Source organism: Serratia microhaemolytica (assembly GCF_004011885.1).
Classification (GTDB): domain Bacteria; phylum Pseudomonadota; class Gammaproteobacteria; order Enterobacterales; family Enterobacteriaceae; genus Serratia_G; species Serratia_G microhaemolytica.
Window position 1 is genome coordinate 1 of the sequence record NZ_SBEF01000008.1, and the last position, 18309, is coordinate 18309.

16 protein-coding genes and 1 pseudogene are annotated in these 18309 nt (G+C 45.9%); 13 read left to right on the forward strand and 4 right to left on the reverse strand.

Going from position 1 to position 18309, the window contains the following annotated elements; genetic code table 11:
- The 12 genes and pseudogenes from EOJ37_RS04950 to EOJ37_RS05000 form a co-directional block, all read left to right on the forward strand.
- A pseudogene (locus tag EOJ37_RS04950) lies at positions 1-211 on the forward strand (IS4-like element ISAs18 family transposase); the annotation flags it as partial.
- Positions 212-346: 135 nt separating this feature from the next.
- Positions 347-1627, forward strand: a complete 1281-nt coding sequence (locus EOJ37_RS04955) for a PAAR-like domain-containing protein (RefSeq protein WP_127958452.1) — start codon at positions 347-349, stop codon at positions 1625-1627.
- Between the two features lie 20 nt (positions 1628-1647).
- Positions 1648-2619, forward strand: a complete 972-nt coding sequence (locus EOJ37_RS04960; RefSeq protein ID WP_127958454.1) for a hypothetical protein — start codon at positions 1648-1650, stop codon at positions 2617-2619.
- An 18-nt stretch (positions 2620-2637) separates the two neighbouring features.
- Positions 2638-3945, forward strand: a complete 1308-nt coding sequence (locus tag EOJ37_RS04965; protein ID WP_127958456.1) for a hypothetical protein — start codon at positions 2638-2640, stop codon at positions 3943-3945.
- A 16-nt stretch (positions 3946-3961) separates the two neighbouring features.
- Positions 3962-4327 (forward strand): thioredoxin family protein, encoded by a 366-nt coding sequence (locus EOJ37_RS04970; RefSeq protein WP_127958458.1) that lies wholly within the window; start codon positions 3962-3964, stop codon positions 4325-4327.
- A gap of 151 nt (positions 4328-4478) precedes the next feature.
- Positions 4479-5813 (forward strand): PAAR-like domain-containing protein, encoded by a 1335-nt coding sequence (locus EOJ37_RS04975; protein ID WP_127958460.1) that lies wholly within the window; start codon positions 4479-4481, stop codon positions 5811-5813.
- Positions 5814-5845: 32 nt separating this feature from the next.
- Positions 5846-6844, forward strand: coding sequence for a hypothetical protein (locus EOJ37_RS04980; RefSeq protein WP_127958462.1), 999 nt, complete (start codon positions 5846-5848; stop codon positions 6842-6844).
- A 345-nt stretch (positions 6845-7189) separates the two neighbouring features.
- A complete protein-coding gene (locus EOJ37_RS14490; protein WP_162473656.1) occupies positions 7190-8377 on the forward strand; it encodes a PAAR-like domain-containing protein in 1188 nt (395 codons plus the stop codon).
- Between the two features lie 67 nt (positions 8378-8444).
- A complete protein-coding gene (locus EOJ37_RS04990; protein ID WP_127958464.1) occupies positions 8445-9482 on the forward strand; it encodes a beta propeller repeat protein in 1038 nt (345 codons plus the stop codon).
- Between the two features lie 348 nt (positions 9483-9830).
- Entirely contained in the window at positions 9831-10358 is a 528-nt protein-coding gene (locus EOJ37_RS04995) for a lysozyme inhibitor LprI family protein (protein WP_127958466.1), read from the forward strand.
- Between the two features lie 63 nt (positions 10359-10421).
- Complete coding sequence (locus EOJ37_RS14495) at positions 10422-10739, forward strand: hypothetical protein (RefSeq protein WP_206194023.1); 318 nt, start codon at positions 10422-10424, stop codon at positions 10737-10739.
- 25 nt (positions 10740-10764) lie between these two features.
- Positions 10765-11292 carry a lysozyme inhibitor LprI family protein gene (locus EOJ37_RS05000; RefSeq protein WP_162473658.1) on the forward strand — a complete coding sequence of 176 codons (528 nt, stop codon included), beginning with the start codon at positions 10765-10767 and terminating at the stop codon, positions 11290-11292.
- A 181-nt stretch (positions 11293-11473) separates the two neighbouring features.
- On the opposite strand, the gene metR is transcribed toward EOJ37_RS05000, so the two are convergent.
- Positions 11474-12403 (reverse strand): HTH-type transcriptional regulator MetR, encoded by a 930-nt coding sequence (gene metR, locus EOJ37_RS05005; RefSeq protein ID WP_127958470.1) that lies wholly within the window; start codon positions 12401-12403, stop codon positions 11474-11476.
- Between the two features lie 105 nt (positions 12404-12508).
- Here metR and metE point away from each other — a divergent pair, with 105 nt between their 5' ends.
- A complete protein-coding gene (metE, locus tag EOJ37_RS05010; protein ID WP_127958472.1) occupies positions 12509-14788 on the forward strand; it encodes a 5-methyltetrahydropteroyltriglutamate--homocysteine S-methyltransferase in 2280 nt (759 codons plus the stop codon).
- 160 nt (positions 14789-14948) lie between these two features.
- Here metE and dxs read toward each other — a convergent pair whose 3' ends face one another.
- The 3 genes from dxs to xseB form a co-directional block, all read right to left on the reverse strand.
- The gene (gene dxs / locus EOJ37_RS05015; protein ID WP_127958475.1) at positions 14949-16823 is read right to left on the reverse strand and encodes a 1-deoxy-D-xylulose-5-phosphate synthase; all 1875 of its coding nucleotides are present in this window, start codon (positions 16821-16823) and stop codon (positions 14949-14951) included.
- Between the two features lie 157 nt (positions 16824-16980).
- A complete protein-coding gene (ispA, locus tag EOJ37_RS05020; RefSeq protein ID WP_127958477.1) occupies positions 16981-17883 on the reverse strand; it encodes a (2E,6E)-farnesyl diphosphate synthase in 903 nt (300 codons plus the stop codon).
- A 2-nt stretch (positions 17884-17885) separates the two neighbouring features.
- The gene (gene xseB, locus EOJ37_RS05025; RefSeq protein ID WP_127958479.1) at positions 17886-18152 is read right to left on the reverse strand and encodes an exodeoxyribonuclease VII small subunit; all 267 of its coding nucleotides are present in this window, start codon (positions 18150-18152) and stop codon (positions 17886-17888) included.
- Positions 18153-18309 lie beyond the last annotated feature (157 nt).

Consider the following 18309-nt stretch of genomic DNA (forward strand, 5'->3'; position numbering starts at 1 on the left):
GCTGGGCAAGGCGGGGGACAGCGCGGGTCTGGAGCGAACGATCAAGGTCAATACCAGCAAAAGCAGAACGTATTCATTTTTCCGTCAAGGTGTCATCTACTATCAGTTGCTGCCCAAAATGAAAGAAGCCTATGCGATATTGTTGATGGAGAAATTTACTTATTACCTGAGGCAGCATCGATTATATACCCGCACACTTGGCATTATTTGAGTTTATAGAAATGAGGGGATCACTAAGGCCGTTACCCGATAGCCCCGGGCAGAGCGGACTACTGCACTTCAGTGCTGATAGCGGACAACGGGCAGCCGTCATTCTCACTAATTTCTCGGAAAGGAGTCATTAATAATGAGCACCCAAGTTTATATCAATGATCATGAAGCCTGTAGCAAATCCTCCCGTGGCGCGTCTAACGGCGCTTTTCCTGACCCCTGCTGGAGCCCACCCAGCCCACCTGCTGGGCCAGTGGTGATCCCCTATCCTAACTCCAGCAAAGCCGCTGATATGGCCAAAGGCACCAGCACGGTATTTATTAAACGCGGTATGGTAGCGAAAGAGGATCGCTCCTATTTTGCCACCAGTACGGGTAATGAAGGCGCAACACAAGCCTTTAATAAGGGCGTGGCGACCGGCAAAATCACCGGTAAAACCTACTTCGTCAAATGGTCGCAAAATGTCAAATTTGAAGGGCGTTGTGTACCGCGTGATATCGATTTAACCACACATAATCATGGCTCAAAACCGGGTAATTCGGCGACGTTTCCTTATCTTTCTAAAAGAGCAGTAAATAAATATTGTAAGGAAGAGAAAAAGGCAATTGAGCAAAATTGTAAAACTGAAGATGAGCACTGGACAAAAACCCACTGCACAGATGAGTTGAGTATAACATTTAATAGTTTTGATAAAGCTAAAGACTTCATGAAAAATAGCTTAAGTAAATTTGAGAGAAAATTTGACAAACTCATAAAATCAACTCCGAAAAATAAAAATCAAGAGGACATCATTAATAAAAAGGTACGTAATAGAGTACTAGCCAAACAAGTTAAAAGAGCTGCTAGCAATAAATGCATAAAGTCTAGAAAGTGCTTATTAGTTCCTTATTCGACAAAAACAAAAATCACCCCCAAACAAGAATCAAAGGCAGAACCGTCCACCAATAAAGGTTGTTGCCCTGGACAAACAGGACATCATCTAATCCCTGGGGCAATGATGAGGCCAGCCTGTAAAAATTATCATCATGGCAGGGCTCCTACAGTATGTGCAGAGGGAACCACACAGGATTCGGGAACTCACGGGAAATTACATAGAGCATTTGATCAACAACTTTTTAAATTGTTCGTTAAAAAAGGTGGAAATCGCATGATCAGTATGGGGGAAACGATTGGTGCAGCAGTAAGATCTTTTCAAGAAGCTCTTCCATACTCAAATTGCAATATGAAATGCATACAGAAACAGCTCGAGAACTATTACATCCTTAATTGTAAGGAAAGTAATCTAGAAATAAACCCCATTACAAAACCAGGTAATGAAATGTTTAACGCAGGATTAGCTGCAATGCCTATTTCCTTAGAAGGAATAGCTATTGCAATAACGAAAAACAATCAGAATCATGACTCTGGCTGGAAATAACTTCAATAAAAGAGGAAACTATGTCATACATATCAGACGAACTGCAAGCTGAAATTTTTCATGAATGGTTTATTTCTGGATGCTCAGTAAAAAACAAAAGCGTGTTATATTTTTGCTTACGAAAAGAATTACCTGAAGAAAAGATTGGCTTGCTATGGGATCATGAAATCCCTAGTAAGTTATTGGCCATTTATGTAAAAAATAATTTTCAGACAAAAAAAACAGATAATATTTTTAGCTCAGTTGAAGTTGATGGGCTTTATAAGCCTAAAGTTGGAATCACATTTTTTCCTAGAGAGCAGGTACTACTGGCATCATCTACTCTTGACCAAGATGGCAGTGTCTTAGTCAGAGGAAGTGATGGCGGTTCAGTTGAATGTATTGACAAGGGGAATGCTCCAGGAATTCAAAATATAAAATGCATTAATGGTTATGCTTATGCCGTAGGGTTAAGACGTGCTATTTATAAACGACCAGAGATTGGTTATTGGGTAAAACTAGACGCTGGGTTTCCAGAAGATGACATGGAGTCAGATCAAGGATTTGTAGATCTGGATGCATTTAACGAACAAGATATATATGCAGTAGGAAACAGTGGAGATATTTGGCACTACAACGGCAGTATTTGGACACAGTGTGGTTTCCCCTCAAATGAAACGCTAAGTTCAGTAGTTTGTGCTCCCGATGGTCAAGTTTATGTTGGTGGAATGGGTGGCAATTTGTGGGTTGGGCGACAACACAGTTGGCGTTGCGTCTACCAAGGTGATTCTGCTTTGGAATGGAATGAGATGCGCTGGTTTCAGGATCAATTATGGCTTTGTTCAGATTATGAACTTAAGGTTTGGAACGGTAAGCAAATGACTATTCCAGTTCATAACGGCGAAGAACTGGATCTTTTTGGCCATATAGATGCTCGCGATGGCGTTTTGTTGGTAGCTAGTGCGTACTCTGTTGATTTATTTGATGGCACTGAGTGGCATGTTATTGTTTAACCACACAGAGAGGGAACTATGGTAACTACGGATTACCCAGCAGTGATCACACCACTGGTGCGCCAACATGCGGCGGATGCGGCATTTTATTGGCAGCAACTCAATAGTAGTCGTTTGTCTGCGCTGCAGTCGGCAGAAGATATCACCGTGTTTCAGCACTACCTGCAAGCCAATCTGGATGGTCTGCGTATTGCCGGGGATGAGGGGTGGCGGCAGGCACTGCAAGCATTTAAGCGCTGGAAAACACAAGGCGAAGCCTATGTCTGCACCCGGTTGGCCTACCAATTTGGTGACCAGGAAAAGCTGGACACCTGCTGGCAGTTAGTCACATCGATGCCAGAAACCAGTTTGGAGGGTCATATTGCAGCGCTGATAACACAACCCACTGACATCCTGCTCGCCCGCCTGCGTACACTGTATACCGCCGGAGATAGTTTGAGTTTGCACGTGTTTCTGCTCGCGAGTAGCCAGTTAACGCAATTATTAGCGCCAGATATTTTGCAGCAGGCGTTTGACCATGACGATGAAAATGTCAGGGCTGCGGTATGCCATTATGTCGTGCAACAGCAGCAGTTGACCTGGCTACCCCATTTACAGGCACGGCTAAACGATCAATCGCTCATGGTGCGCTATAGCGCCGCTGTAGCTATCGGTTGGTTGGCGGCCGGGCAATCAACCACTTTTGCGCAACTCTGGACAGTGATCGAAGCCTATCAACAAGCGCCCTCACGCAAAGGATTGGCCGGATTACAGCACACGCAACGGTTAGAAACCCTAGTACGGCTGGCCGGACAAAACTTTGCCGCCAGTGGTGACGATATTAACCGTGTGTTCGCCGCATTGCCCCCCTACCTGACAGTGCTGTTTCTGGCGCACGCGGGTGATGCTCGACAGTTACCACACTTGCTAGCGCTTTGTGGTGAAAATGCACAGGCCGAAAGCAGTGATGACACTGTAAAAATCAGTAATAATGCAGTTGCACCACTCGCCTTTTGGGCTATCCATGTGTTGACGGGGCTCAATATGGAAGACAGCCGTTACATTCTACTAGCGATGAATCATATTGATGATGAAAATGCCGTTACCGATCGCGTGTCACAACTGAGCACTGGGTTATATTGGCCGAACCTACCGGTGATAACACCACTCTGCCAGGAAAAAATAAGTACCAGTGCCCCACTGCTGTTGGGCCAACCGATCACGGTAGCCCATTGTCAGGCAGTATTAGCAACAGGGCGTCAGGTGGAGCGTTATATCGCCAATTGGCATCTGTTTCGCCAGCGCACCGCAGAACAACACATTGATCTTAGCAAGGACATTTTTTAGTCGCAAAGGAGGTTTTATGCTTAATTATCCAGCCGTTGACCAGGTGGCCATTAAACAGCAACTGGAACGAGGGAAAAGACTGGTGGTCGGATTATGTGCCGCTTGGTGTAATAACTGTGAGGGGTGGAAAAAAACACTCAACACACTGGCAGCCAACCACCCAACTGATTGTTTTGTTTGGCTAGATATCGATGAACACCCTGATATGGTGGCTGAAGTTGATCTGGATGTTTTACCGGTTTTATTAATCCAGCAGCCTGAACAAGTGTGCTATCTCGGTCCGGTGACACCCGAACCTGGCGTGACCGAGCGTTTGCTGCAATCGAGTAACGCGCTAATGCACAGCCACGATCCGGGTATTCGAGAGTTTTTATTGGAGTGAAGCAAATCGTAACGTGCCGTCATATAAAGGGATAGTGTAAGTAAGATGCTAAAACAGAGCCAATAGATGGCTGCTGCTCCCGCTTCTACTGTAATACCTATCAATCGGCGGCAGTCATTATTACTAAGTTCTCACAACGGAGTGATTAATAATGAGCACCCATGTTTATATCAATAATCATGAAGCCTGTAGCAAATCCTCCCGTGGCGCGTCTAACGGCGCTTTTCCTGACCCCTGCTGGAGCCCACCCAGCCCACCTGCCGGACCAGTGGTGATCCCCTATCCTAACTCCAGCAAGGCTAGCGATCTAACCAAAGGCACCAGCACGGTATTTATTAAACGTAGTATGGTAGCGAAAGAGGATCGCTCCTATTTTGCCACCAGTACGGGTAATGAAGGCGCGACACAAGCCTTTAACAAGGGCGTGGCGACCAGCAAAATCACCGGTAAAACCTACTTCGTCAAATGGTCGCAAAATGTCAAATTTGAAGGGTGTTGCGTACCGCGTGATATCGATTTAACCACACATAATCATGGCTCAAAACCGGGTAATTCGGCGACGTTTCCTTATCTTTCTAAACGGGAAATAAAAAAACATTGTAAAAAGGAGCAGCATGAAATTCTGAGCAAATGCAAACCTAATGACAAACCTGCAAAAGAAGGTTGGCATTGGACACAGGATCATTGTGAGGGATTGAATAAAAAGTTCATTTCACAAGATCAAGCGGTCATCGAATCAGCAGCCAAGTTGCAAAATAATAACTCAGCAATACAAATACAAAGGTTCTTATCAGATCCTAGGATTCTGAAGAAAGCCCTTGATATAACCCCTTCCCCCATAGTAATTGATGGAATATCATACACTCACGAACAGATAAGAAAACAGCGTAAAGATTTACTCAATAATCTAATCAAAGAGCAAGAAAAAGCTGCAGAGAAAAACCCCTGCTTAAAAGCAAGAAAATGCCAACTTGTTCCTTATTCGCTTAATGGCAAACAAGCTGCTGAAAAAGACAAACTTGAATCATCCACTCAAAAAGGATGCTGTACAGCTCAAACGGGCCATCATTTGGTCTATGGATCAATGGTTAAAGATTGTCCTGATTATAAGCATAACCTCGCACCAACTGTCTGTGTAGAAGGAAACTCATGGCATAAAGGAAGTCATAAAACAATCCATGAGATAATGGATGAAAAACTACTGAACCATATAAAACAGAATGGCCCACTTATGAAAATGGATGAAGCCGTAGAACTTGCCGCAGAGGCTCACGAAGAAGTTTTCCCAAATTGCTCAAAAGAATGTATTAAAGCCCAACTAAATGGATACTATAATCAGCTTAAAAGCTGCATAGCCCGTGCTGCCCCTGCCATCACAAAAAATAAAGAAGAAGCAATAGAGCTTATATCAAAAAAAGATAGGTTTGATAGGAAAGTAATAGGAGGAAAGCTATTAATAAAAAACAGATTAAATAGCAAGCGATAATTTTTATCTAACCACTTAAAATGGAGCCTAAAATGCCACATATATCTGATAAGTCTTATAAAAAAATATTTAAAGGGTGGCTTATTACTGATTGTATCGTAATAAATAAAAACCTCGCCTATCTTTGCTTAAGAAAAGAAGTGTCAGCAAAAAAAGCCAGTATGTTGTGGGACAGTGAAATCCCTAGCAGACTTGTGGCCATTCATCTTGACAACCTATTTTCAGGTGACTTATCAAAGGATGTCTATGACGTATTAGAATTTGAAGGCATGTATAAACCAAAATTAGGTGTTACATTTTCCCCTATGACACAAACGTTACTGGCATCATCCAATCTTGACGAAGATGGCTCCGTTTTAGTTCAAGGGGCTGATGAAGATTTCTCTATCGAGTATATTGATAAAGAAAACTATCCTGGTGTAAAAAAAATAAAATGTATCAATGAATTCGCTTATGCTGTTGGGTTGCATCGTAGTGTCTACAAAAGAACCAATATTGATCATTGGATTAAACTAACCCGTGAAGTTGCAAAAAGTGATAATAATTCCGATATAGGATTCTATGATCTTGATGGTTTTCATGAAAAAGACATGTATGCAGTTGGAGGTAAAGGTGATATTTGGCACTATGATGGAAACATTTGGAGCCAATGTGGTTTCCCTTCGAATGAAAAACTCAGTACTGTAATCTGTGCCCCTGATGGTCAGGTTTATATTGGCGGCCATGGTGGAAATATATGGGCTGGCAGGCAACACAGCTGGCAGTGTATTTATCAAGGTAAAGAAAAATTATGGAATGAAATGCGTTGGTTTCAAGATCAGTTATGGCTTTGTTCAGACTATGCACTTAAAAAATGGAATGGAAAAGAGCTTGTGGATCCAGAATATAGTGATGAAGATGCTGTCCTAATAGAATTAGGCATCAAAAGCGGTCCTTGTGGCCATATGGATGCTCGTGATGGCATTTTGCTGGTGGCTGATCTGAATTCCGTTGATCTGTTTGATGGTAAAACATGGCATTCTATTGTTTAACCACACTGAGAGGGAAGCATGGTAACTACAGATTACCCATCAATGACCACACCACTGGTGCACCAACATGTGGCGGATGCGGCATTTTATTGGCAAGTCGCAAAGGAGGTTTTATGCTTAATTATCCAGCCGTTGACCAGGTGGCCATAATGCACAGCCACGATCTGGGTATTCGAGAGTTTTTATTGGAGTGAAGCAAATCGTAACGTGCCGTCATATAAAGGGATAGTGTAAGTAAGATGCTAAAACAGAGCCAATAGATGGCTGCTGCTCCCGCTTCTACTGTAATACCTGTCAATCGGCGGCAGTCATTATTACTAAGTTCTCACAACGGAGTGATTAATAATGAGCACCCATGTTTATATCAATAATCATGAAGCCTGTAGCAAATCCTCTAATAGCGCTTCCAAGGCAGCCTTTCCGGATCCCTGCTGGAGCCCACCTAGCCCACCGGCCGGGCCAGTGGTGATCCCCTATCCTAACTCCAGCAAAGCCGCTGATATGGCCAAGGGCACCACCACGGTATTTATTAAACGCGGCATGGTAGCGAAAGAGGATCGCTCCTATTTTTCCACCAGTACGGGTAATGAAGGCGCGACACAAGCCTTTAACAAGGGCGTGGCGACCGGAAAAATCACCGGTAAAACCTATTTCGTCAATTGGTCACAAAATGTCAAATTTGAAGGCTGCTGCATACCGCGCAATATGGATTTAACCACGCATAATCATGGTGCACAACCAGCTAATACCGCAACTACAGTTAACCAAGCAGACATGACCTCACCAAAAAGTTGCGAAGAGAGAAAAAAGGAGATGGAAGACGCATGTGGAAACAATTGGGTTGAGAAGCATTGTACCGGGGCATTACAGAAAAAAACGTCAGCACATGCCCGAGCAAAATCTATTCTAAAAGCACTTAATTTACCCACAGGATCAAAAAAAGAAGAATCATTGCCATTACTCTCAGATGAACAAACCAAGCTTGTCGATAAAAATAAATGCCTCACTGCAAGAAGATGCCAGCTAGTAAATTATAACAGTGGGGATAATTCATCAAGAAATGGCGGATGCTGTCCCGGACAAACAGGGCATCATTTAATACCTAGAACAATGGTAGAGCACTGTAAGTATAGTCATAATAAAGCTCCCACCGTATGTGTTGAATCGACAAATCAGCACTTTGGTTCACATAAAAAGATACATGACATGATGGACAAAGAGATGATTGTAAAATTAAAGCAGAAACTTAAGGTGTTACTTAAGCTTAGTGCAAAATTACCAGATGCTAAGAATGGAATAGAACTAACTATGAATGAAACGATTGAGTCTGCAGTGAACTCTCATTTAAAAACCTTTAAAAACTCAGGATGTACCGATGAGTGTGTGCGTTCACAATTAGAAAAATTTTATTCAGAAAAGCAGGATAAAGATAAACCCATCTGTAAACCAAAGATAAAATTAGTTAACAAAAGCCTCAATGACGTCAAGAATAATTTTCTTGCTTCAATCAAAAGTGCTTATAAAGCCACATAAACCAATCATGTGACCAAGTGAATACATTGCATTTTACAGATAAAATTCAACAACAAAGGTTATTCTAATGACATATATATCAAAGAGTAGTTATAAAAAATATTTTTCTGGTTGGGTAGTGACATCTTGCGTGGTAAAAAGCAATCAATTGATATCTCTTTGCTTACGAAAAGAGATATCATCTAAAAAGGCAAGCTCACTTTCTGATGATGAAATACCTACCAGATTACTAACCATACAAATAGATAAAACGGTGTTGCTTTCTAATCAAGAAGAAAACTCAGAACATATTGAACAAATTGAAGTTGATAGTCTTTACAAACCGAAAATAGCCATTTCTATTTTCCCTCAAGAGCATCTGTTAATGGTGTCTACCTTTTTTGATCTTAATGGTACCGTATTACTTAAAGGAGATAATGATTGGCTGGTGGAAGCCATCGATGAAGGACATTTGCCAGGAGTAATAAATATAAAGTGTGTCAATGGCTACGCTTATGCAGTAGGTAGTGACCGCTCCGTTTATAAAAGAGAAGATTTAAATAAATGGATTAAGCTTGAAAATGGATTACCAGAAATATCGATAGATAAAAGTGAAGCTGATAAGTTTGATAACTTTGATGATTATTTTGACAGCTTAGACATTGAAGAAAAAAACTTCAACGATATTGATGGCTTTAATGAGAAAGATATTTATGTAGTTGGCAGTGAAGGGGATCTCTGGTACTACGATGGTACAATTTGGAATCAATGTGGCTTTCCCTCTAATGAAGAGTTGACTACCGTGGTTTGTGCGCCAGATGGACAGGTTTATATTGGTGGTGAAGGAGGTAATTTATGGGCAGGAAGAGAGCATAGTTGGCGTTGCATTTATCAAGGAACTTCCTCTGTAGAATGGAATGAAATGCGCTGGTTTCAGGAGCAATTATGGCTCTGTTCAGACTATGAGTTAAAAATCTGGGATGGTAAGCAAATGGTCAATCCGGTGCATAACGGTGAAGAAATAGAGCTTCGCGGACATATGGATGCCAGAGATGGTGTGTTGTTGGTTGTCGATACAAATTCGGCAGTTCTATTTGATGGCACCGATTGGCATTCTATTGTTTAACCACACTGTGAAGCAGAGCGGGACTCCACTTTGATTGATATTCAACCAAAAAACAGTTCCGTTCTGAAGCAGCCATTCTATCCTGCCCGATTTTGTCTACTCGCTGCCCTGTTTTTCAGGTAACAGGGCAACCAATAAACTATGTTTTCTATAATTGGCGCACAGAAAATAAAGCTTCACGACAAAATTTTTGGTATAACTACTGAACCAGTATAAGTTCAATCGCTGATTTTGTGCTGAGTTCAGCAGATCACGGTTCCTTATCCTGTCTATTTTTTCTGGGAATGCTCCTGCTTACCGGAGCAGAGCAAAAGCTTGCATAGTATTTTAATAAAACAAGGAGTTTTTATGATTAAGTTAAGTAAATCTGCAATCGCTATATGCTTTTTTATTTCCTCTTCGGGTTATGCCTACAATGCAGAAGATGCATGTTTAGATTACTTTTTAGAACAAGACTATAGACATCTCGAGGAAGAATTGGATATGGTATATACTATTGCAAAGCTAACGGCCCAATATAATGATGATGTTAGTGTGGAAGAGAGTCTATTTCAGAGAATAAGAAAAAAGGATCCAGAGCACCTAGTGCTAGAAAAAGCCCAGCTAGCATGGGTGAAAATGAGAGCGGCCAGTTGTGATCATGAGACATATGAATCTCGAATCGGATCAGCTTTTGGTTCCATCCATATGGGATGTCTTATTGCAAAAACACAGGAAAGAATAGAATACCTTAAAATCCACGGTGGAACACCGATCTCTGCTACTAAACCCTTACATCCATTCCTACCTAGAGAAACAAGGAAAAAAATAACAGCCTATGGACACTGTGAATACTTATCCAAATACCTTGGACTATATACTTCAGAACAACCATAGCTCTTTTTAATTCGCCATCAATTGAGGATTTTTGTCATGAAGTGAAATAATCTGAATGGCATGATGAACTCCCCTGAAAGAGAGTATAAGATCACAACGAAAACAGCTCGTCAAATCGTTCCTGTTTGTTCAAAAAATATTCGTGATCTTGCCCTGACTCGCTGCCCTGTTTTTCAAGTAACAGGGCAGCCAATAAAGTATGTTTTCTATAATTGGCGCACAGAAAATAAAGCTTCACGACAATTTTTTTGGTATAACTACCGAATCAGTATAAGTTCAATCGCTGATTTTGTGCTGAGTTCATTAGATCACGGTACCTTATGCCTGTCTATTTTTTCTGGGGATGCTCCTGCTACCAGACCAGTGCAGAAGCTTGCATAATATTTTAATAAAACAAGGAATTTTTATGATTAAGTTAAGTAAACCTGCAATCGCTATATGCTTTTTTGTTTCCTCTGCGGGCTATGCCTCCAATCCAAGCGACACCTGTCTCAGTTCTTTGATAAAACAAGAATATAGATATATCGAGGAAGAGTTGGATATGATATATACTATTGCAAGGCGAGTGGCCCGATATAATGATGATACTGTTGTGGAAGGAGATTTATTTCAGAGGATAAGAGAAAGGGATCCAGAGCACCTAGTACTAGAAAAAGCCCAGCTAGCATGGGTGAAAATGAGAGCGACCAGTTGCGATTATGAGACATATGCATCTCGAATAGCACCAACTTTTGATACCATCTATACCCAGTGCCTTATTGAAAAAACACTCGAAAGAATAGAAGACCTTAAAATCTACGGTGGAACACCGATCCCTGCGACTAGACCCTTAGAGCCATTCCAGCCTAGAGAAACAAGGAAAAGAATAAGAAGCCTTGAACTCTGTCAAGCGTTACTTAAAGACCTTAAAGTAGCTAATCCAGAGCAGCCATAGCTCTTTTTAATTCGCTATCAATTGAGGATGAGCGTTTAGCGGTGTTTTTCAAGATAGTTGTCACTGTTTGCCTGTTTTTTATGCTGCGTTTTGTCTACTGTTTTCCCATCCGGATTTATGTCACCGCACCTATGGGAGAACAGTTCCTGACACCGCCGTTCCAGCGAGCTAGAACCTGATGTTAATGCCCTGTCCGGTGATCACCAGGCACTTGGGCATCACGCACAAACGGTAAGTGGTTGCAAGCGTTTTGCCGGGCTGAGCAGATAAAGGCATGAGTGATTGGTTGCCGCTGTTCTCCTTCACGGGTGGCCGCATATAACCGGCTCCATAAACCACTGCCTAGAGGTTTGCTGACCACCAGGCCTTGACGTTCGACGCTCTCCACTACCCAGTGCGGTAGTGCTGCAACACCGAGTTTTGCCGCTACCATTTGTAGTAACAGCAGTGTGTTATCCACGCTTTTTAACTGTGGGGCCACAGTGGCAGGTTGTAGAAAGCGTCGCCAGATGTCCAAGCGCTGGCGCTGTACCGGGTAGATCAGCAAGGTTTCCTGTGTCAGATCTTCAGGCACAATCTCACTTTTCAGCGCTAAATGGTGGTTTGGTGCCACGATCAGACGCACTTCAAAATCAAACAGTGGCGAATAGTGTAAGCCGCTGCGCGGCAGAATGTCTGAGGTGAGTACCAGATCGAGGTTGCCCTGCTGTAACGCCGGTTGCGGATCAAAAATAACCCCCGATTTAAAATCGATCACCACTTGTGGGAAGGCGGCACGAAAGTTATCCAGTGCCGGTGTTAACCACTGGATGCAGCTGTGACACTCAATGGCGATCCGTAGCCGATCCTGTACCGGTTGTTGGCACTGCTGTAACGCCTGCTGAACCTGAGGTAACACCTGATCAGCCAGTTGTAGCAAGATCTCCCCTTGTGCGGTGAAGCTGAGCGGCTGGCTTTTGCGCATAAAGAGCCTAAAACCAAGACGCTGTTCCAGTTCATTCAGTTGATGTGACAATGCCGATTGAGTTTGGTGTAGTTGTAATGCCGCCGCAGAGAGTGAACCACTGCTGCGCAGTGTTCGTAGTGTGCGTAGATGTTTTAGTTCGATCATGAGAAACCTTCACAATGACAGTGAACAAATTGCGCTTGAGATCACTACCCTAACCGTCAATGATGGATGTGTAAACATCTAGATGGCTAATTGGGAGAAATTAACATGAAGATAGTGACTCACACACTCGGTTTTCCACGTATCGGCCTACAGCGGGAGTTAAAGAGAGCGCAGGAAGATTACTGGGCAGGCCGTAGCAGTGCCACTGAGTTGTTGGCGGTGGGTCGCCAGTTACGTGTGCGCCATTGGCAACAGCAGCAGCAAGCCGGCATCGATCTGCTGCCGGTCGGGGACTTTGCCTGGTACGATCAGGTGTTGACCACCAGCCTGATGCTAGGCAATGTGCCTGAGCGTCACCGCAGCCAAGATGGCTCTATCGATCTTGATACGCTGTTCCGCATCGCCCGGGGCCGTGCGCCAAGCGGTAAACCGGCTGCAGCCGCTGAGATGACCAAGTGGTTTAATACCAACTATCACTACATCGTGCCGGAATTTAGTTTAGGCCAACAGTTCAGCCTGAGTTGGCGGCAACTGCTGGAAGAGGTGGATGAAGCACTGGCATTGGGCTATCGGATTAAGCCCGTCCTGCTCGGGCCGGTGACCTATCTTTGGCTCGGTAAGGTGAAGGGAGAAGCGTTTGATCGGCTGACGCTGTTGCCGCAGATCCTACCGGTTTACCAGCAGTTGCTGGCTGAACTAGCAAAACGCAATATTGAATGGGTGCAGATCGATGAGCCAGCACTGGTGTTAGAACTGCCACCGGAGTGGTTGCTGGCTTATCAAACCGCTTATGCCTCATTGCAGGGGCAGGTGAAGCTGCTGCTGACCACCTACTTCGATGGCATTAGCCATAATCTGGCTACACTGCGCACGCTACCCGTGCAAGGGCTACATGTCGATTTGGTGGCTGGTAACGATGATATTGTCACCCTGCACCACACACTGCCGATACATTGGCTGTTTTCTCTTGGGGTGATTAATGGTCGCAACGTTTGGCGGGCAGATCTCAATAGGTGGTTTAACAAGTTGCAACCGTTGTTAGATCAACGTTCGCTGTGGCTGGCAACCTCTTGTTCTCTACTGCACTGCCCGATCGATTTAAGCATTGAACGTCGTCTAAACGCAGAAGTAAAAAGCTGGTTGGCATTTTCTCTGCAAAAGTGTGCCGAGTTGGCGCTGCTGAGCAAGGCATTAAGTCAGCCGAGTGATCACCATCGGCAGTTGTTAATCGACCATAGTGCGCCACTGAATGCGCGGCAATGTTCACCGTCGGTGCATAACCCGCAGGTTGCTCACCGGCTGGCTGCGCTCACACCGCAGGCGTTACAACGTCAGCACGACTACCCACAACGTGCAGAGTTACAGCGCCAACGCTTGCAGCTTCCCGCTTGGCCAACCACCACTATTGGCTCTTTCCCGCAAACCGCCGAGATCCGACGTTTGCGCCGCGAATTCAGGCAGCAACGCCTCAGCGCGGCTGATTATCAAGCACAAATTGCTGAGCAGATCCGGCGAGTGATTAACGAGCAGGAGCAACTGGGGCTGGATGTGCTGGTGCATGGTGAGGCTGAGCGTAATGATATGGTGGAGTATTTTGCCGAGCATCTGGAGGGTTTTGTCTTTACGCAACATGGCTGGGTACAGAGTTACGGTTCTCGTTGTGTCAAACCGCCAATCATTGTCGGTGATATTAGTCGTCCACAACCCATTACCGTTGACTGGGCGCGGTTTGCCCAGTCACTGAGTCAAAAACCGCTAAAGGGGATGTTGACTGGGCCGGTGACCATTCTCTGCTGGTCTTTCCCGCGTGAAGATATTGACCGCGAGCTGATCGCGAAGCAGATCGCCCTAGCACTGCGTGATGAAGTAGCAGATTTACAACAGGCTGGGATTGCCATTATTCAGATTGATGAGCCTGCTCTACGTGAGGGGTTGCCGTTGCGTCAATCGCAGTGGCAAGCTTATTTAAATTGGGCGGTCGACGCATTCCGCCTCAATGCTGCGGTTGCGCAGGATCAGACTCAGATCCATACCCATATGTGTTACTGTGAATTTAACGACATTATGCCAGCCATTGCGGCACTGGATGCTGATGTGATCACTATCGAGACATCACGCTCAGATATGGAGTTGTTGGAAGCCTTTCAATTATTTGATTATCCGAATGAGATCGGCCCCGGTGTCTACGATATTCATTCACCGAATGTGCCAGACGTGGAGTGGATCGAGGCGCTACTACGCAAAGCGGCACAGCATATCCCAGCACAGCGACTATGGGTTAACCCAGATTGCGGACTAAAAACGCGTGATTGGCCAGAAACCCGTGCTGCATTAGCCAATATGGTGCTGGCAGCCAAGCGATTACGCAGCAGTGAATTGGGTTAACGTGGCTAACTGGGAACTGACGTTCTGGCTGGAGCGAGTCGCTTGATGCGACAGCTGATCTCCACCAGTGAAAGCACCTGGCTGAAATGAGCATGGTACAAACAGCGTGTATTAAAACCCGATGGGCGCACAGTGGCGCGCCCTGTTATTTATTGCCGAGTTAAACCACCGCCTCTGCCAGCCAGGTGCTGATCTGGCGTTGGATGCCTGCGGCATCCAACCCCAGTTCGGCACGGATCTCCTCTTGGCTGCCCTGTGGAATGAAATAATCCGGCAGGCCAAGGTTCAATACCGCGATATGTTGCCGTTTGCTGATCAGCAGTTCATTCACCGCACTGCCAGCCCCCCCCATGATTGCGTTCTCTTCTACTGTCACTAATGCTGTGTGGCTGGCAGCCAGTTCAAGCAGCAACTGTTGATCCAGCGGTTTAACAAAACGCATATCTACCAAGGTGGCATCCAGTGCTGCTGCCGCTGCTGCCGCTTGCGGCAGTAAAGTGCCAAAGTTAAGGATCGCGATGTTGTTTCCTTCACGTAGCCGCCGCGCTTTGCCGATGGGGAGTGGTGCCAGTGGTTGCAGGGTGACGCCAATCGCATTACCGCGCGGGTAACGTACTGCACTCGGGCCTGCTTGATAGTGGTAACCGGTGTAGAGCATTTGCCGACATTCGTTCTCGTCGCTCGGGGTCATGATCACCATATTCGGGATACAGCGCAGGAATGAGAGATCAAACGCGCCTTGATGGGTTTGTCCATCAGCGCCGACGATACCGCCACGATCGATAGCAAACATCACTGGCAGGTTCTGGATCGCGACATCGTGGATCACCTGATCGTAAGCACGCTGCAAAAAGGTGGAATAAATCGCCACTACCGGTTTATAGCCAGCAATCGCCAAGCCAGCCGCAAAAGTGACCGCATGTTGTTCGGCAATTGCCACGTCAAAATATTGCTGTGGGAAGTCGCGTGAGAATTGCACCATGCCGGAGCCTTCACGCATCGCCGGTGTGATCGCCATTAACTGGCGGTCTTGTGCTGCGGTTTCACACAGCCACTGGCCAAAAATCTCTGAGTAAGTCGGCAAGGCACTTCTATTTTTCGGTAAGCAGCCGCTGGCAGGATCAAACTTCGGTACCGCATGGAAGCTGATCGGATCCTGTTCTGCTGGTGCGTAGCCACGCCCCTTTTTGGTCATCACATGCAGCAGTTGTGGCCCTTTCAGATCGCGCATATTTTTTAGCGTCACTGCCAAGCCCTGCACATCATGACCGTCAACTGGGCCGATGTAGTTAAAACCCAACTCCTCAAATAGCGTACCGGGCACTACCATGCCTTTCAGATGCTCCTCGGTGCGTTTCATCAACTCTTTGATCGGCGGCAGGCCGGAGAGCACTTTTTTGCCCCCTTCACGCAAGGTCGAGTAGAGCTTGCCGGACAATAGCTGCGCCAGGTGATTATTTAATGCTCCAACATTTTCTGAGATCGACATCTCATTGTCATTGAGCACCACCAGAATGTCGGGAGTGATGTCGCCAGCATGATTCATCGCTTCAAACGCCATCCCCGCAGTGATGGCGCCGTCACCGATCACACAGACGGTGCGGCGGTTTTTACCTTCACGCGCTGCGGCAACTGCAATGCCAAGCCCAGCGCTGATCGAGGTCGAGGAGTGACCGACAGATAACACATCGTACTCACTCTCTTCGCGCCACGGGAACGGGTGCAGGCCGCCCTTTTGCCGAATGCTAGCAATGCGATCACGGCGACCGGTCAAGATTTTGTGTGGATAGGCTTGGTGACCTACATCCCATAATAGCTGGTCAAACGGTGTGTTGTAGACATAGTGCAGCGCCACTGTCAGTTCCACACAGCCCAAGCCAGAGGCAAAGTGTCCACTAGAGCGGCTGACACTATCGAGCAGGTATTGCCGCAGTTCGTCACACAGCTTTGGCAGCAGCTCTTTTGGCAGGGAGCGTAGCTCCTGTGGCGTTTCAGCCAATGCCAATGTAGGGTATCTGGTTATATCAAAGTTCATTCGATATTCATGTCCGAGGTGTTTATGCTCAAAGTACGCCAAGTTACCGTTACAGAGCAAGTAGGCACGATTTGAGCATGATATAAGTGCCAGTGCGGATAGGCTGAACTGCAATAGCGCTATGCCCAGTATTGGCTGATCTCACTGGCGTATCACGTTATCTATCACGTTCCACGATAAAACTGGCCAGCGCGCGCAGCACTGCGGTGTCATAACCTTGTGCAGTCAACGGCTGTAGCGACGCCAGCGCCTGTTGCTGTAGCGCCTGTGCTTTTTGCTGCGCTTGTTGCAATCCTAGCAGTGCCGGATAGGTATTTTTGCCAAGTTGCTGGTCTGCGCCTTGCCGTTTGCCCAGTTTTTCCGTTTCACCAATGACATCCAGAATATCATCCTGCACTTGAAATGCTAAACCGATTGCATCGGCATAGTGATCAAGCTGTGGCATCAGATGGCGACCGCTTTCTCCCGCTGCCAGCACCGCCAGACGCACTGCGGTGCGGATCAGCGCTCCCGTTTTGTAGCGGTGTATCTGTTCCAGTGCTGTCAGATCAATCTGCTGGCCTTCAGCTTGCAGATCGAGTGCCTGGCCAGCACACATACCCGCAGCACCGCTGGCTGAGGCCAGTTCTGACAACATTGCCAGCCGGTCACGCATCGTGACATCCGGCATTGGCGCATCAGCCAGGATCGAGAAGGCCAGTGTTTGCAGCGCATCACCGGCTAAAATTGCGTTTGCTTCACCAAACTTGATATGGCAGGTCGGTTGCCCACGGCGTAGATCATCGTCGTCCATCGCTGGCAGGTCATCATGGATCAATGAATAGGCGTGAATGCACTCCACCGCCGCCGCTGCGGCATCCAGGCTATTCAGTTCCAGCCGTAACATTTGTCCGGTGGCATAAACCAAAAATGGCCGCAACCGTTTTCCACCCTGGAGCACGCTGTGGCGCATCGCGGCCACCATCTCGCTCTGGTTGAGTGGCAATTCAGCAATGTAACCAAGCAGTACCTGATCGCTACGTTGACGAAAGGCGGTGAACTGCTGTTCAAGATCAGACATCTTCATGGCTCAATATGTTGGCTAAAAGGCGATAGCGTCGCACTGTCACTGTTGTCATTCAGCAGGATCTGGACACGCTGCTCCGCCTGTTGCAGTGTCTGCTGTCCTTGACGAGCCAGTTGTACACCACGTTCAAACTCGTTCAGCGCTTGCTCCAATGGCAGTTCACCAGACTCTAGGTGTGCGACAATGTTCTCAAGTTCGTGCAATGCACTCTCAAAGCTGATATCCGGCTGTTTATTATCTGATTGCACAGTTTTTTTTGGCATACTTTCCCTTTCATATCCGATCAACGGGCTTATGGTTGCCTATCCTAACGGATCTTGCCGCGCAAATCATGGTGCATCTGCACGCTTTTATGCACTCTGTAGCATCAGTTGGTGATATACTCGCCGCCAAGTTCAGCCAAGGGAAACGCATGAATGC

What these genes read in the sequence shown, in the direction of transcription:
- metE (WP_127958472.1), top strand. Translation starts at nt 12,509, where the DNA reads ATGAAGATAGTGACTCACACACTCGGTTTTCCACGTATCGGCCTACAG.
- EOJ37_RS14495 (WP_206194023.1), top strand. Translation starts at nt 10,422, where the DNA reads ATGAACTCCCCTGAAAGAGAGTATAAGATCACAACGAAAACAGCTCGT.
- EOJ37_RS04995 (WP_127958466.1), top strand. Translation starts at nt 9,831, where the DNA reads ATGATTAAGTTAAGTAAATCTGCAATCGCTATATGCTTTTTTATTTCC.
- EOJ37_RS04970 (WP_127958458.1), top strand. Translation starts at nt 3,962, where the DNA reads ATGCTTAATTATCCAGCCGTTGACCAGGTGGCCATTAAACAGCAACTG.
- EOJ37_RS04980 (WP_127958462.1), top strand. Translation starts at nt 5,846, where the DNA reads ATGCCACATATATCTGATAAGTCTTATAAAAAAATATTTAAAGGGTGG.
- dxs (WP_127958475.1), bottom strand. Translation starts at nt 16,823, where the DNA reads ATGAACTTTGATATAACCAGATACCCTACATTGGCATTGGCTGAAACG.
- EOJ37_RS14490 (WP_162473656.1), top strand. Translation starts at nt 7,190, where the DNA reads ATGAGCACCCATGTTTATATCAATAATCATGAAGCCTGTAGCAAATCC.
- EOJ37_RS05000 (WP_162473658.1), top strand. Translation starts at nt 10,765, where the DNA reads ATGATTAAGTTAAGTAAACCTGCAATCGCTATATGCTTTTTTGTTTCC.
- EOJ37_RS04990 (WP_127958464.1), top strand. Translation starts at nt 8,445, where the DNA reads ATGACATATATATCAAAGAGTAGTTATAAAAAATATTTTTCTGGTTGG.
- EOJ37_RS04955 (WP_127958452.1), top strand. Translation starts at nt 347, where the DNA reads ATGAGCACCCAAGTTTATATCAATGATCATGAAGCCTGTAGCAAATCC.
- ispA (WP_127958477.1), bottom strand. Translation starts at nt 17,883, where the DNA reads ATGTCTGATCTTGAACAGCAGTTCACCGCCTTTCGTCAACGTAGCGAT.
- xseB (WP_127958479.1), bottom strand. Translation starts at nt 18,152, where the DNA reads ATGCCAAAAAAAACTGTGCAATCAGATAATAAACAGCCGGATATCAGC.
- metR (WP_127958470.1), bottom strand. Translation starts at nt 12,403, where the DNA reads ATGATCGAACTAAAACATCTACGCACACTACGAACACTGCGCAGCAGT.
- EOJ37_RS04975 (WP_127958460.1), top strand. Translation starts at nt 4,479, where the DNA reads ATGAGCACCCATGTTTATATCAATAATCATGAAGCCTGTAGCAAATCC.
- EOJ37_RS04965 (WP_127958456.1), top strand. Translation starts at nt 2,638, where the DNA reads ATGGTAACTACGGATTACCCAGCAGTGATCACACCACTGGTGCGCCAA.
- EOJ37_RS04960 (WP_127958454.1), top strand. Translation starts at nt 1,648, where the DNA reads ATGTCATACATATCAGACGAACTGCAAGCTGAAATTTTTCATGAATGG.